The organism is Lentzea albidocapillata (genome assembly GCF_000719115.1).
Taxonomy (GTDB): domain Bacteria; phylum Actinomycetota; class Actinomycetes; order Mycobacteriales; family Pseudonocardiaceae; genus Lentzea; species Lentzea albidocapillata.
The window spans coordinates 182,953-197,276 of record NZ_JOEA01000003.1 but is presented as its reverse complement, the minus strand read 5'-3'; the positions used below and the strand labels follow the sequence as shown (position 1 = coordinate 197,276).

Below are 14,324 nucleotides of genomic sequence, written 5' to 3'. Positions count from 1 at the left end.
CGACATCCCCGCCGACGGAATTTCTCAGCGGGGCGGCAGTGGCAGCTCCATGGCGGGCAGGCCGTCGATGCTCGCGATGTTGTACGGCTTCTTGTTCGTGTACTCGCGGAACTCTTCGTCGCTCTTGCGGCCGAAGTAGTCCGCGTGCAGCTCCCGCTCCGAGCGGTAGTCCATGAACGGCACCGCGAACCCGCACGTGTCGCTGACCAGCTCCGCCGTCACCACGATCACCGCCCGCAACGCCGGCCCGTCCGCCTCCCCGAACCCCGTCACCAGCTCGGCGAAGCGCGGATCGTCGCGGAACACCGGCTCACCGCGGCCGTGCACGCGCACGATGTTCGGCGGGCCCTCGAACGCACACCACATCAGCGTGACGCGCCCGTTCTCCCGCAGATGCGCGATCGTCTCGGCGTGGCTGCCACCGAAGTCCAGGTAGGCCACCGTGCGGTCGTCGAGGATCCGCAGCGTGCCCTGCCGGCCCTTGGGCGAGAGGTTGACGTGCCCGTCACCCGTCAGCGGGGCGGTGGCCACGAAGAACACCTTCTGGTTCGCGATGAACTCCTGCAGCCGCGGCTCGATCCGCTCGTATTCCTTACCCATGCTCAGCAGTATTGATCGTCTCGCGGAACCTGTCAGCCACCTTTCCCAGGTGCTGAACCAGCTCGGACCCGTGCGGTCACGCCTGCCCTGATGCCCTGCGCGCCTCCAGCTCCACCCGGTCCCAGTGCGCCTGCCAGTCCTGCTGCGGCAGGTTCGAGTTGCCCGCCCGCAACCCGGCCATCCCGTCGAGGCCCTCGCGCAGGATGTCCGCGTGCCCGGCGTGCCGGTTCACCTCGGCGATCTCGTGCACCAGCAGCAGCTGCAACGTCACGTACTTGCGCTCCTCCGGCCACCACGGCACCACACCGGGCGCGTCCAGCGGCAGCTCCTCGATGCTGGTGTCGGCGAACGCCGTCGCACGCGCGAACAACCCCAGCACGTCCTCCCGCGACTCGTCCGCGGTCGCGAACATGTCCGAGTTCGGGTCGGCCTCGACGTCGAAGGGCAGCTTCTCGGGGAACGGGCGGCCCAGGCAGTCACCGAAATAGCCCGCCTCCACACCGGCCATGTGCTTGGCCAGGCCCAGCAGGTTCGTGCCCGTCGGTGTCAGCGGGCGGCGCACGTCGTACTCCGAGAGGCCGTCGAGCTTCCACAGGAACGCCTCGCGGGCGACCTTGAGGTAGCGGTGCAGGAAGGTCTTCGGATCTGAGGTCATGCCCCTCACCCTCGCAGAGCCGGGTCCGCCGCGGCGGCGATTTTCTCCAGCCGGGCGTGGTGCGCCATCCACCAGGTTTGATCCACCGAGGGCATGTTCGTGTTGCCGTCCTGCATGCCCACCGCGCCGTCGACGAGCTCCCGCACCACGTCCGCGTGCCCGGCGTGGCGGTGCAGCTCGACGATCACGTCCAGCAGGACCTCCCGCAACGTCACGGCACGGCGGCTCTGCGACCACCACGGCACCACCCCCGGCGCGTCCACCGGCAACGCCGCGATCGTCTCGTCGGCGTAGGTGCGCACCCGCCCGTAGAAGGCGACGACCGACTCACGGGACTCGCCGGGCTCGGCGTACATGTCCGAGGCCGGTAACGCCTCCGCGGTCGACCACAGCGGAGGGCCGGGGAACGGCCGGTCGAACACGCGGCCGAAGTAGTTGAGCTCCACGCCGGCCGCATGCTTCACCAGGCCCAGCAGGTTCGTGCCCGTCGGCGTCAGCGGGCGCCGCACGTCGTAGTCCGACAGGCCGTCGAGCTTCCACAGCAACGCCTCGCGCGCCTCGTTCAGATACCGGTGCAGCAGCGTCTTCTCGTCCACACGAAGAAGCGTCTCAGACGGCACCGACAGTTCTGAGGACCAGCAGATCCAGGTGGTCCACCACCGGCCCCGGCTCCACGGAGGCCGCCGCCAGCAGCCGCTCCCGGCCCGCCGCGAACCCCGACCGCAGCACCACCACACCGCCCGGCCGCAGCACCCTCCGCAGCTCCGCCCCGGCGGCGGCCAGCCGGTACGAGGTGGCCTCCACGACGTCGTAGCGCGTCATCCCGCCAGGTAACCCCATACGGATGGCGGGATGACAGTGAGCCTTCACACGGACTAAACATTGCGGAGCCATGTCCCTGCCGTGGTACGAAAGGGTTTCCCTGCATGCGAAAAAGCCATCTCAGACCTCTGATCGGGGTCACCGTCGCCGCGAGCGTCGTGTTCGCCATGGGAGGCGTGCCCACCGGCGCGGCCCCAGGCGACCAGGAAACGTCGACGAACTACCAGGTCAGCAACGTTCGCACCGCTGAACAGCGCACCAAGCTCGCCAAGTCCGGTGCCGCCATCGACTCGGTCGAGGAGCACGGCATCGTCGTGATCACCGCGACCGCGCGCGAGGCCAAGAACCTGAAGGCACAGGGGTTCGAGGTCACCGAGCTGCCCAGGCGGATGGACGCGAACTCGGCCATCGGCCCGTTCGACTTCCCCGCCGCGGACTCGAACTACCACAACTACGCCGAGATGACGACGGCGATCAACAACGCCGTCGCGGCGTATCCGAATCTGATCAGCAAGCAGGTCATCGGCAAGACCTACGAGAACCGCGACATCCTCGCGCTCAAGATCAGCGACAACGTCGCGGTCGACGAGAACGAGCCCGAGGTGCTGTTCACCGCGCACCAGCACGCGCGTGAGCACCTCACCGTCGAGATGGCGCTGTACCTGGTCAACCAGTTCACGACCCAGTACGCGAGCGACGCGCGGATCAAGGGCCTGCTGGACACCCGCGAGGTCTGGATCATCCCGGACGTCAACCCCGACGGCGGCGAGTACGACATCGCGACCGGCAGCTACCGGTCGTGGCGCAAGAACCGGCAGCCCAACGCCGGTTCGGCCAACGTCGGCACCGACCTCAACCGCAACTGGGCCTACAAGTGGGGCTGCTGCGGCGGTTCCAGCGGCAGCACCGGTTCCGACACCTACCGCGGGCCGAGCGCGGAGTCCGCGCCCGAGGTGAAGGTCGTGGCCGACTTCGTGCGCAGCCGCAACGTCGGTGGCAAGCAGCAGATCACCGCGGCCATCGACTTCCACACCTACAGCGAGCTCATCCTGTGGCCGTGGGGCTGGACCTACGACGACGTCGCGCCGGGCCTGACCCAGGACCAGCGCAACACGTTCGCCACCATCGGCCAGTCCATGGCGTCGACCAACAACTACACGCCCGAGCAGTCCAGCGACCTGTACATCACCGACGGGTCGATCCCTGACTGGCTGTGGGGCGCACAGGGCATCTTCGCCTACACCTTCGAGATGTACCCCGGCAGCGCCGGCGGTGGCGGCTTCTACCCGCCCGACGAGGTGATCCCGGCGCAGACCGCCCGCAACAAGGAGGCCGTGCTGCAACTGCTCGACCGCGCCGACTGCCCGTACGAGGCCATCGGCAAGGAAGCGCAGTACTGCGGCGTCACCCCGCCCGACCCCGGTGGCAAGTTCTTCGAGAACGCCGCGGACTTCCAGGTCAGGGACAACACCACGATCAACTCCCCGATCACGGTGTCCGGTGTGACGGGCAACGCCCCGTCGACGCTCAAGGTCGCCGTCGACATCAAGCACACCTACCAGGGTGACCTGAAGGTGGACCTGGTGGCGCCGGACGGCACCGTCTACGTCCTGCACAACCGCTCCGGCGGCGGCACGGACAACATCAACACCACCTACACCGTCAACGCCTCCAGCGAGGTCGCCAACGGCACCTGGCAGCTGAGGGTCAACGACAACGCCAACCAGGACACCGGGTTCCTCGACAAGTGGAGCCTGCAGTTCTGACCGGCTGAGCGTCAGGGCGTCGCAGTCGCGGCGCCCTGACACTCGTAGTCCTTGACACGCATCGAGTCGTGCATCCGCACGCCCTTCGAGTTGAGCTTGGCCAGCGGCCGGATCAGCCACGACGGCAACGACGTCAGCAGCTGCGCGCCCCTCACCAGCCCCGACACACCCAGCCGGGTGGACGGGATCAACGTCTTGGCCGTGCCGAGCGCGAACGCCCTGCTGGCGTGCACGATGTCGCGCATCTCGTCCTCGTACCGCGCGAACGCCGCCTGGTAGTCCACGCCCGTGGACAACTCGCCCGCCAGCACATACGCGCCCAGCACCGCGAGGCTCGTGCTGCCACCGACCGCCGGACCGGGGCAGTAGCCCGCGTCCCCGACCAGTGCCACCCGTCCGCGTGACCACGTGTCCTCGCGCAACTGGGTGATCGAGTCGAAGTAGAACGCCCCGTCGCCGTCCAGGTACTCCAGCCACCCGTCGACCTCGCGGTGCAACCCCGCGAACGCCTCCCGCAGCAGCTGCTTCTGCCGCGGCACGTCCCGGTGGTGATACGAGAGCTCGGGCGAACGGAACAGGAACACCGCGCGAGCGTCGTCCAGGTGCCGTGCGCCGTACACCGCCGCGGTACGGCCCGGCCCGATGTGCCCGGCCATCTCGCCCGCCACACCCAGATCCCGCGGTACGGACAACACCGCCAGATACGCACCCACGAACGTCTTGCCGACCTCACCGAACACGAGCCGCCGCACGTTCGAATGCAGCCCGTCCGCGCCGATGACCAGGTCGAACCGCCGGGGCGCACCGACCTCGAAGGCCACCTCGTCACCGATGGACGTGATCGAGTCGCCGAACACGTACTCGACGTCCGCGCGCGTGGCGTCGTAGTAGATCTCGCTCAGGTCGTCGCGCATGACCTCGACGTGCCGGTCCGACGCGGCCGCGAACAACTTCGCCACGTCGGCGCTGATCGGCTTGCGCGTGCCCTCACGCAGGTACGTCAGCCGCGTGGTCCCCGTCGCCAGCGCCTCGATGCGCGGCAGCACACCCATGCGTTCGGAGATGTCCATGGCCGGCTTGAACAGGTCGACCGCGTGCCCGCCGGTCTTGCGCAGCACCGGCGACCGCTCCACCACCGTCACCTCGTGCCCGTGCCGCACCAGCCAGTAGGCGAGCACCGGGCCGGCGATGCTGGCCCCGGAAACGAGTATCCGCATGTCAGAACCCCTTACTTAACGGTCGGTAAGTCATCCTGCCGACTGTAGCACTGCGGCTTACCGATCGTTAAGTAAGATTCGGCCCGTGGCACGACAGAGCGACACCAAGCAGCGGATCATGCAGACCGCCCGGGAACTGTTCGCACATCAGGGCGTGCAGCAGACGAGCCTGCAGGAGATCGCCGACCGCCTGGGGATCTCCAAACCCGCGCTCTACTACCACTTCGCCTCACGAGAAGAGCTCGTCCGCAGCATCGTCACCCCGCTGCTCGACGACGGCGAAGGGTTCCTCGCGCGCATGGAGGAACGCCACGACGTGCCACCGGTCGAGCTGATCGAGGGCTTCTTCGACTTCCACCACCGCCACCGCAACGACATGATGCTGCTGCTCACCGAGCTGACCACGCTCGCGGAGCTGGGCCTGATCGACGTCGTGCTGTCCTGGCGCGCCCGCCTGACCCGGCTCGTGTTCGGCCCCGAGGCGACGCTGGAGCAGCAGGCCCGCGCGGTGCTGGCGTTCGGCGGCATGCAGGACTGCACCATGCAGTTCCCCGACACCCCCGTCGAGGAGCTGCGTGCGGCCACCGTGACGGCCGCGCGCGCGGCCCTGGGCCTCTAGACCTTCTCCACGCGCCAAAAGCCGCCGTTCGGTCGCTGTCGATCGGCGCCGCGAAGGACGACCATCACGCGATGCCCCTCCGCCGTGCGCTGGCAGGCGCAGCTGTGCGAGCGAGCGCGATCACGGCCCCTGCACGCCGCTAGATGAGAACGGACTCTCGAAACCGCTCTCGGCCCGTCTGAGCGCGAGGTAGGGTCCGGAAACCGATTAACCGCCGGGAGAGACATGCGCGCCGTCGAGATCAGACCTGGGGTCCGGATCCGCTGGGTCGAAGTGCCGGGTGCCACACCGGCACGCGTCTACCTGCACGGACTGGGCGCCTCCTCGGCTCCCTACTACGCCGAAGCCGTCGCGCACCCGCTGCTGGCCGGGCGCCGCAGCCTCATGATGGACATGCTCGGCTTCGGCATCAGCGACCGCCCCGCCGGCTTCGCCTACTCGCTGGAAGGCCACGCGGACGCCCTCGCCGTCGCGCTCGCGAAGATCGGGCTGCGCCGCTGCGAGATCATCGGCCACAGCATGGGCGGCGCCGTCGCCATCGTGCTCGCCGCACGCCACCCCGAGATGGTGCGCTCGCTCGTGCTCGTCGACCCCAACATCGATCCCGCCACGCCCGCGCTCGGCGCTCCCGGCAGCCGGGGCATCGCCGCCTACGGCGAGGCGGACTTCCTCAGCCACGGCTTCGACCGCGTGCTGCGCGACGTCGGCCCGCACTGGGCCGCCACCATGCGCATGGCCGGCCGCGAAGCCCTCTACCGCAGCGCCGTCGACCTCGTGCGCGGCACGTCACCCACGATGCGCAAGCTGCTGCTGGAACTGGAGATCCCGCGCGTCTTCCTGCACCCCGAGGACGCACCGCCCAGCGGCGGCCGCGAACTCGCCGCGTCCGGCGTGCAGGTCGTCTCCGTGCCGAACACCGGCCACAACATCATGATCGACAACGTCGAGGGCTTCGCGCGCGCCGTCGCCCAGCAGCGACTGTCGGTCTAGCCGAGCTCACGGGCGATCGCGCCGGCGAGCAGCTCGCGCGCGCGTTGCAGGGTCAGCGAGCCGCTGTGCCAGCGCTCACTCAAACCCTCGACGAGCGCGGTGAGCCGTTCGGCGGCCGCCGCCGCGTCGAGCTCCGGATCCGCTTGGCGCACAAGGGTTTCCACGTCGGAGTTCCACGCCTCGGTCGCTGTGCGCAACGTCGCGCGCAGGTCCTCGTCGAACGCCGCGCTGGCCCGCAGCTCACCCCACGCGACGCTCGTCTCCCGCACGAACGCGGTGTCCTGCAGCTCGCCCAGAAGCATCTGCTCGACCCGCGTGCGCGGATCGCCGGACTCCACGTCGCCGGTGTAGGACTGCGCCCGGTGGTTCACGTGCTCCAGCGCGGCACGCAGGATCCCGGCGCGGTCCTTGAAGTGGTAGTAGATCAACGCCGTGGACACCCCGGCCTCGGCCGCGAGCTTCTCGACGCGCAACCCGCGCACGCCGTCCTGCGCGATCACGCGGACCGCGGCCTCGAGCATCTGGGTCCTGCGCTCCGACACGACGCCCCTCACTTGGGTTCTTGTTGAGTGGTGCAGTGGATGCCGCCACCGCCCGACGCGATGCCGTCAATGTTGATCTGCACCACCGTACGGCCGGGGAACAGCCGCTCCATCGTCGCCTTCGCCGCGGCGTCGGCCCGCCGGTCACCGAACTCCGGCCCGACCACCGCACCGTTGCACACATAGAAGTTGATGTACCCGGCCGCGAAGTCCTCGTCACTCACCCGCACCGTCTCCGGCCCCTCCATCACCTCCACCCGCAACGGCCTGCCCGCCACATCGGTGGCCGACCGCAGGATCTCCAGGTGGCGGCGCGTCACGTCGTAGTCGAACGACTCGGGGTCGTTGTCCAGCCCCGCCACCACCACACCGGGCCCGGCGAACCGCGCGTAGAAGTCCGTGTGGCCGTCGGTGATGTCGCGCCCGGCGATGCCCGGCAGCCAGATCACCTTCCTGATCCCGAGCAGGTGCGCGAGCTCCTGCTCGACGTCGCTCTTCTGCCAGCCCCGGTTGCGGTTGCCGTTGAGCACGCAGCTCTCGGTGATGATCGCTGTGCCCTCGCCGTCGACCTCCAGCGCGCCACCCTCCAGCACCAGGTCCGTGCGAATCCGCTCGGCACCGGCCCGACCGGCGACGAACCCGGCGACCTTCGCGTCCCGGCGGTGCTCCTGCTTGCCGCCCCAGCCGTTGAAGTTGAAGTCGACCGCCCCACCACGCACGAACACCGGCCCCGTGTCACGCATCCACAGGTCATCGAGTTCCGCGACCACCAGCTCGACACCCGGCATCAGCGACCGGGCCAGTTCCAGGTCCTCGGCCCGCACCAGCATCGACACCGGCTCGAACCGGGCGATCGTGGTCGCGATCGCCGCCTGGTCCCGCCGAACCCGGGGCAGCAGGTCACGGCCCCAGATCCGCTCGCCGGCGGCGAACGCCATCCACGTCCGCCGATGCGGCCCGCCCTCCTCAGGCATCACCCACGACCTGCCGGCTCCACCTCGGCAACCGGCAAGCAGACCGCTGGCCGCCGACAGCACGAAGTTGCGCCTGTTCATGCCACCAAGGTAATCCTGACTGAAATTTCAGTCAAACCGAAACCGCTGGTAGTGACCTCGGACATGCCGTGGAGAGATCAGCGACGCATGGCGGGCTCCGCCGCCCAGTGCGAGGGACGCGACAGCGCGGCGGGCAGCTTCGTCTTGGCGTTGCCACGCGCGGCGTTGACCTGCGGCTGGGTCAGGAACAGGCACGTGCTCAGGTCCGCGCCCGACAAGTCCGCGCCCCGCAGGTCGGCGCCGATCATGTCCGCCCGCGACAGGTCGGAGTTCGTGAGGTCCGCGCCGATCAGGTACGCACCGCGGAAATCCGCGCTACTCAGGTTCTTGTTGCGCAGCCGCGCGCCGATCAGATCGGCACCCCGGTACGACTTCGCGCTGGTACGCAGCCGTTCACTGGTGCGCAGCAGCAGGACGTTCACCTTCGCCCGGATCTCCGCGACGTCGAGCGCCAGGATGGCGTCCGGCGAGGCGACCGTGTGCCGTTCCACCTCGGCGAAGGCTAGGCCGAGGTCGTCGTGCGGGTCGAGACGGCCCGCCTCGGCGAGGTACCAGAGCAGTTCGTGCAGCTGCCGGACCACCGGGAACACCGCGAACATCTTCTCCCGCTCGGCGGTGCGCCAGTCGACGCCCGCGAACACCGTCTGCGACACCCGCTGACCCGCGCCGAAGCAGTCGTAGACCGTGCAGCCGGCATAGCCCTTCGGCCGCAGCTGGTCGTGGATGCCGCACCGGTGATCTGCCAGCAGATTCCGGCACGGCGTGCCCGCGTCCTTGGTGGCCGCGAAGTCCGCCGATTTCGCGAACGGCAGCGCGACGCAGCACAACCCGAAACAGTTGGCGCAGTCGCCTTTCAGCTCGTCCATCGCGGATCAGCCTACTGGGTCGCCTCTCAGGACGACGTCTTCGCCCGCCGTGCCGCCCGCAGCTCCTCCGCCGCCTCGTCCAGCTGACGCTCGGCGCGCTCGGCCCTGGTCAACGTCTGAGCACGCGCGTCCTCCACGACCGCGAGCGTCTGCCGCACCGCCGCCACCTGCTCCGCGCTCTCCTGCCTGACCTGAGCGAACCGCGTCTCGAACTCCCCACGCGAGCGCTCCAGTTCGGCCCGCGCGTCCGCGGCGGCCTGCTCAGCGCGTTCCGCCCGCACCACCGCCAGGTCACGAGCCTTCGCGGCCCGGCTGACGGTCTCCGCCGCCTCTACCCGCGCCTGCTCCACCTGCGCAGCCGCTTCGCTGCGGACCTGCTCAGCGGCCTGTCGAGCGGCAGCCGCCTGCGCCTCGGCCCGCTCGACCACGGCCTGCGCCTCCGCACGGGCCTGCGCGATCTCCGCCTGAGCCTCGGTGCGCGCCTGTTCGATCTCCTTGGCCGCCTGCCGCCGCGCCTGCTCGGCGTGCTTCACGGCGTCGGCCTTGGCCTGCTCCGCCTCGGCCCGGATCTCCTCGATCACGGCCGCCGCCTGCACCCTGACCTCGGCGATCTCCGCTTCGGCCTTGGCGGTGGCGTCGCGTGCCGCCTGCCGGGCCTCGTCCCGTTCCGTCACGGCCGTGTCGACGGCGTCGTCGGCTTCTTCCGCCGCCCGCACCGCCTGCTCGGTGGTCTCCTCGGCGGCCTTGCGGGCCCGCTCGGCCTCGTGCCGGCGTTGTTCGGCGGAGGCCAGTTCCGCCCGCGCCTCCGCGACCCGTCGCGCCGCCTCGGCTTCGGCGGCCTGGACCAGGCTCTCGGCGACGCTCGGGTCCGCCATCGCGTTCAGCTCCCCGACGGCCCGTCCGAGGGTCTGCGTCATCTGCTCCGACAGCACCCGGAACCGGTCGAGGAGCTCTTCGGCCCTGATCTTGGCGGTACCGGAGACCCTGGGGAGATTCGTCACGGTGACGACCTCCAGGTTTTGCTCGGGGGTTTCCGCCAGCCGCTGCCGTTCCCTCCACGCCCGCCAGCGCGTGTGCTCGGGAAGGTCGCAGTACTCCGAGGGCCTGCCAGGCCCGCCACCTCGGAAAACAGGTCGTTCGCAGCCGGGGAAGTTACAGCTCGTCTCCACCGCTATATCGTAGCAGAATTACGTGTGCACTAACGTTATCCAACGCAACGCTACTCAATTAGGCGCGAAAAGTCTGACCGCCGATAAGTGAACATTATCGGCGGTCAGAAAAGGAGTGGCGGGGTGCGCGATCATGACCCGCATGACGAACGAGCCGTACGAGACAGGCATGCTGGAGGTCGGCGACGGCCATTCGCTGTACTGGGAGGTGCTGGGCAACCCCGACGGCAAGCCGGCCGTCGCACTGCACGGCGGTCCCGGATCGGGAAGCTCGCCGAGAATGCGGACCCTGTTCGACCCGGACCGCTACCGCGTGGTCCTGTTCGACCAGCGCAACGCCGGGCGCAGCACCCCTTCCGCGTCCGACCCGGTCGTCGACCTGTCGGCGAACACCACCCAGCACCTCATCGCCGACATCGAGGCGCTGCGGGTCCACCTGGGAATCGAGCGCTGGCTGGTCGAGGGTGGCTCATGGGGTGTCACGCTCGCTCTCGCCTACGCGCAGGCCCATCCGGAGCGGGTGACCGAACTGGTGCTCGCGGCCGTGACCGACGGCGCCCGCCGCGACACCGACTGGATCACCTGTGACATGGGCCGCGTCTTCCCGCGCGAGTGGGAACGGTTCCGCGACGGTGTGCCCGCCGACGAACGCGACGGCGACCTGGCGGCCGCCTACAGCCGGTTGCTGCACGACCCCGAGCCCGAGGTCCGTGCCACGGCCGCGCACGAGTGGTGCCTGTGGGAGGACACGCACATGTCGCTGGCCCCCGACGCCGAGCCCTTCCTGTCGGTCGCCGAACCGGCGTTCCAGCTGGCCTTCGCCCGCCTCGTGACCCACTACTGGTCCCATGGCTGTTTCCTGGAAGAAGGCCAGGTACTGCGTGACATCAAGCTGCTGCACGGGATTCCGGCCGTGCTGATCCACGGGCGCTACGACGTCAGCGCTCCACTCGGCACGGCCTGGGCACTGCACCGCGCCTGGCCCGGAAGCGAGCTCATGGTCCTCGACGACACCGGTCACGGCGGCGGCAGCATGACCGCGGCGATCATCGCCGCCACCGACCGCTTCGCCCGCGATCAGAGCGGCGTGTAGACCGTCCGCAGCGTGGCGAGCACCAGGGCCTGGGTGACGGTGACGACCTCGCTGACGGAAACCTGCTCCTGCGGACCGTGTGCGAGCCGCACGTCACCGGGCCCGTACTGCAGAGTGGGGATCCCGGCCCCCGCGTACAGGCGCAGATCACTGCCGTACGGCGCGCCTTGCTCGACGGGGCGCGCCCTGCGGGTGACGTCCGCGTGCGCGTCACCGACCAGGTCCGCGAGTGGATGCCCTGCCGGTAACCGGCCGCTGGCGAACTGACCGCCGGGCCACGTCACGACGGCGGGGTGGGCCCGCAGCCACGGGTCCGACGCGCAGGCCTCGGCCACGCACGCCTCGAGTTCGGCACGGGCCTGGGCCGGCTCCTCCCCCAGCGCCACACCCAATCGCCCCTCGGCCACCAGCAGGTCCGGCACGCTGCTCGCCCAGTCGCCGGCCTGCAGCGTGCCGACCGACAGCGGGTACGCGACGGGGTAGGCGGACATCAGCGGATCGGCGCCGGCGTTGCGGCGTGCTTCCAGCCTGGCGAGGGCGGCGTGGATGGGCAGGTAGGCGTCGATGGCGCTGACCCCGGCGTACCGCGTGCTGCCGTGCGTGGCCTGGCCGGGAACCTCGATGCGGAAGGTCAGGGCACCGCCGTTGGCGATTATGAGCGCGCCGCCGGTCGGTTCGGTGATGATGCAGGCGTCACCGGTGTGGCCGCGCTGGAGGGTTCCGAACGCTCCGAGCCCGCCGTCCTCCTCGCTGACGACGAAGTGCACGGACACCTGGCCCCGCGGCGTCGCGCTCGCCGCGCGGATCGCGGCCAGCGCGGCGAGGATCGCCACCACACCGGCCTTCATGTCGCACGCTCCGCGGCCGTGCACGACGTCTCCTTCGACGCGCGGTCGGAACGGATCGCCCTGCCACTGCGTCAAGTCGCCGGGCGGAACGACGTCGACATGTCCCTGCAGGATCAACGTCGGCCCGTCGCCGTGCGAGCGTGTGTTGCCCACCAGGCCCCACGCCTCCGTGCGCGGCGCCTCACCGCCGGGGAAGTCGTCGTGCGCGCGGAGTCCGGGCAGGTCCATCGACCAGAGATCGACGTCCAGGTCCATCCGTTCCAGGTGCCCGGCCAGCACGTGCTGCAGTTCGGACTCCGCGGCGCTGCCCGTCACGCTCGGCACCGCGAGCAGGTCCAGCAGGAGCCGGCCGATCGCGGCCTCGTCCACCGCGGCCAGCGCCGCCGCCTCGACATCGTTGATGGTCACCAGCCGGAGATTAGGTTCGCCGGGCAGTGCAAACAATCGCCGAAACCGGCGCCCAACAGTGGTTTCTTTGCAAAGATCACGGCCGCGTGGCAATTTTTTGTGCCAGGCCAGATCCTCTGGGCATGGACGACATCGACCAGGCGATCATCCGGTGCGTGCTGCGCAACGGCCGCGCCACCTACGCCGAGATCGGCAAGGCGGCCGGGCTGTCGCCGTCCGCCGCGAAGAGACGGCTCGACCGCCTGGTGGCCACCGGAGCGATCCGCGGTTTCAGCGCGCTCGTGGATCCGCAGGCGATGGCCTGGCACACCGAGGCGTTCGTCGAGGTCTACTGCGCGGGCAACCCCACCCCGGCCGAACTGGGCAAGGCGCTGGAGGACATCCCCGAGGTCGTCGAGGCCTGCACCGTCTCCGGTGCCGCCGACGCGATGCTCTACATGCTGGCCAGGGACATCCCGCACCTGGAACAGGCCATCCAGCGCGTCCGCTCGACCGCTCCCGTCGAACGGACCGAGAGCGCGATCGTGCTGTCCAGGCTGCTGACCCGGCCACGCGGGCGGGAAGGCGCCCTGTCGCCGGAGGCGTGATCAATTCTCTCGAACCCCGCCGCCTACCTGCGCGACCTGATCAGCTACTGGCGCGGCGGCTTCGGCTGGCGCAAGGCCGCAGCCGCCATCAACGCCTACGAGCACTACGAGGTGACCGTCGCCGACGTTCCGGTGCACTTCATGCGCAAACCCGGCCGCGGCCCGATCCCGATCCCGTTGATCCTCACCCACGGCCGGCCGTGGACCACTCAGCTTCTTCAACGGCGACCGCGCCTGGGACTTTGCCCGCAACCGTCCCTGCCCGACGAGCAACCCGCCCGCGCCCGCACCATCGAGCTCGACCACCGCTGGGCACCGCACCTCGCCGTGCACATGTTCGACGGAGCCACCCTCGCCCACGGCCTGAGCGACTCACCGGCGGGACTGCCCGCATGGCTGCTGGAGCGCTGGAACTCCTGGAGCGACAACGGCGGCGACGTCGAGTCCGTCTTCACGAAGGACGACCTGCTCACGCACGCGACGATCTACTGGGCGACCAACTCGATCGCCACGTCGATGCGGTACCACGCCAACGCCAACCGCTACCCCTGGACGCCCGCCCACGACCACACACCGGTCGTGCAGGCCCCGGTTGGCCTCACCTTCGTCACCTACGAGAACCCGCCCGGTGTCGGCACCGCCGGCGAGCGCGTCCGGGCGTTCAAGACCGGACCGTTGGCCGGCTGGTTCAACCACATCAACGTGAACGCGCACGAGCGCGGCGGCCACTTCGTCCCGTGGGAGAACCCGGAGGCGTGGGGGAGCAATCTGCGCCGCACCTTCCACGGTCACAGGCCCTGACCGAACCCGCGCGATCGCCAGCCGCGCGAACAGACCGGGTACGGATAGCAGCCCGCGCAGGCAGCCGGGGTTCGCCTGGTCCCGCCGATGCCGGGACTGGACCTGGTGCGGGAGGTCTACACTTCGCACGTTGATTCTCTCCTGATGCGGAATCGGGTCTGGACAACGATTTCGCGGCTCTCCGACTGCCATCGGGGAGCCGCTCTTTTATGTGCCGAGCCGAAGCGTGGGCTGCTCCCACTATCGCAGTGCCGATCAGCCGTTCATGACGTCGCGAAATGACCGT

The 14,324-nt window shown here is 69.6% G+C and carries 16 protein-coding genes; 6 read left to right on the top strand and 10 right to left on the bottom strand.

The features are described from left to right. Positions 1 to 24 precede the first annotated feature (24 nt). The 4 genes from IG04_RS0104545 to IG04_RS44945 all read right to left on the bottom strand — a co-directional run bounded on the left by IG04_RS0104545 (position 25) and on the right by IG04_RS44945 (position 2,077). A complete protein-coding gene (locus IG04_RS0104545) occupies positions 25 to 600 on the bottom strand; it encodes a pyridoxamine 5'-phosphate oxidase family protein (protein WP_030475243.1) in 576 nt (191 codons plus the stop codon). A 76-nt stretch (positions 601 to 676) separates the two neighbouring features. Continuing rightward, the gene (locus IG04_RS0104540) at positions 677 to 1,255 is read right to left on the bottom strand and encodes a DinB family protein (RefSeq protein WP_030475242.1); all 579 of its coding nucleotides are present in this window, start codon (positions 1,253 to 1,255) and stop codon (positions 677 to 679) included. A 5-nt stretch (positions 1,256 to 1,260) separates the two neighbouring features. Beyond that, on the bottom strand, positions 1,261 to 1,851 hold the full coding sequence (locus tag IG04_RS0104535; RefSeq protein ID WP_030475241.1) for a DinB family protein: 591 nt from the start codon (positions 1,849 to 1,851) through the stop codon (positions 1,261 to 1,263). Positions 1,852 to 1,864: 13 nt separating this feature from the next. After that, positions 1,865 to 2,077: a hypothetical protein gene (locus tag IG04_RS44945; protein WP_030475240.1), complete on the bottom strand. Its 213-nt coding sequence runs from the start codon at positions 2,075 to 2,077 to the stop codon at positions 1,865 to 1,867. 104 nt (positions 2,078 to 2,181) lie between these two features. Between IG04_RS44945 and IG04_RS0104525 the strand changes: the two genes are divergently transcribed. Beyond that, positions 2,182 to 3,843, top strand: a complete 1,662-nt coding sequence (locus IG04_RS0104525; RefSeq protein WP_030475239.1) for a M14 family metallopeptidase — start codon at positions 2,182 to 2,184, stop codon at positions 3,841 to 3,843. Between the two features lie 11 nt (positions 3,844 to 3,854). Here the strand turns inward: IG04_RS0104525 and IG04_RS0104520 are convergent, their stop codons facing one another. Continuing rightward, positions 3,855 to 5,060: an FAD-dependent monooxygenase gene (locus IG04_RS0104520; RefSeq protein WP_030475238.1), complete on the bottom strand. Its 1,206-nt coding sequence runs from the start codon at positions 5,058 to 5,060 to the stop codon at positions 3,855 to 3,857. Between the two features lie 85 nt (positions 5,061 to 5,145). Here IG04_RS0104520 and IG04_RS0104515 point away from each other — a divergent pair, with 85 nt between their 5' ends. Further along, positions 5,146 to 5,679 (top strand): TetR/AcrR family transcriptional regulator, encoded by a 534-nt coding sequence (locus IG04_RS0104515; protein ID WP_030475237.1) that lies wholly within the window; start codon positions 5,146 to 5,148, stop codon positions 5,677 to 5,679. A gap of 225 nt (positions 5,680 to 5,904) precedes the next feature. Beyond that, a complete protein-coding gene (locus tag IG04_RS0104510; protein ID WP_030475236.1) occupies positions 5,905 to 6,669 on the top strand; it encodes an alpha/beta fold hydrolase in 765 nt (254 codons plus the stop codon). Here the strand turns inward: IG04_RS0104510 and IG04_RS0104505 are convergent. The 4 genes from IG04_RS0104505 to IG04_RS0104490 form a co-directional block, all read right to left on the bottom strand. Next, positions 6,666 to 7,211, bottom strand: a complete 546-nt coding sequence (locus IG04_RS0104505) for a TetR/AcrR family transcriptional regulator (protein ID WP_030475235.1) — start codon at positions 7,209 to 7,211, stop codon at positions 6,666 to 6,668. The two genes, IG04_RS0104510 and IG04_RS0104505, sit on opposite strands and share 4 nt — an antisense overlap. An 8-nt stretch (positions 7,212 to 7,219) precedes the next feature. Then, on the bottom strand, positions 7,220 to 8,266 hold the full coding sequence (locus IG04_RS0104500) for an agmatine deiminase family protein (protein WP_030475234.1): 1,047 nt from the start codon (positions 8,264 to 8,266) through the stop codon (positions 7,220 to 7,222). 77 nt (positions 8,267 to 8,343) lie between these two features. Beyond that, complete coding sequence (locus tag IG04_RS0104495) at positions 8,344 to 9,132, bottom strand: pentapeptide repeat-containing protein (protein WP_030475233.1); 789 nt, start codon at positions 9,130 to 9,132, stop codon at positions 8,344 to 8,346. A gap of 26 nt (positions 9,133 to 9,158) precedes the next feature. Next, a complete protein-coding gene (locus IG04_RS0104490; RefSeq protein ID WP_084401003.1) occupies positions 9,159 to 10,301 on the bottom strand; it encodes a coiled-coil domain-containing protein in 1,143 nt (380 codons plus the stop codon). Between the two features lie 133 nt (positions 10,302 to 10,434). Between IG04_RS0104490 and pip the strand changes: the two genes are divergently transcribed. Further along, complete coding sequence (gene pip / locus IG04_RS0104485) at positions 10,435 to 11,394, top strand: prolyl aminopeptidase (RefSeq protein WP_030475231.1); 960 nt, start codon at positions 10,435 to 10,437, stop codon at positions 11,392 to 11,394. Here pip and IG04_RS0104480 read toward each other — a convergent pair. Further along, positions 11,379 to 12,650, bottom strand: coding sequence for an ArgE/DapE family deacylase (locus IG04_RS0104480; RefSeq protein WP_051768888.1), 1,272 nt, complete (start codon positions 12,648 to 12,650; stop codon positions 11,379 to 11,381). The two genes, pip and IG04_RS0104480, sit on opposite strands and share 16 nt — an antisense overlap. Positions 12,651 to 12,772: 122 nt before the next feature. On the opposite strand from IG04_RS0104480, the gene IG04_RS0104475 reads away from it, so the two are divergent. After that, positions 12,773 to 13,237, top strand: coding sequence for an Lrp/AsnC family transcriptional regulator (locus IG04_RS0104475; RefSeq protein WP_030475229.1), 465 nt, complete (start codon positions 12,773 to 12,775; stop codon positions 13,235 to 13,237). Between the two features lie 3 nt (positions 13,238 to 13,240). After that, positions 13,241 to 14,038, top strand: coding sequence for an epoxide hydrolase N-terminal domain-containing protein (locus tag IG04_RS42235; RefSeq protein WP_211257677.1), 798 nt, complete (start codon positions 13,241 to 13,243; stop codon positions 14,036 to 14,038). Positions 14,039 to 14,324 lie beyond the last annotated feature (286 nt).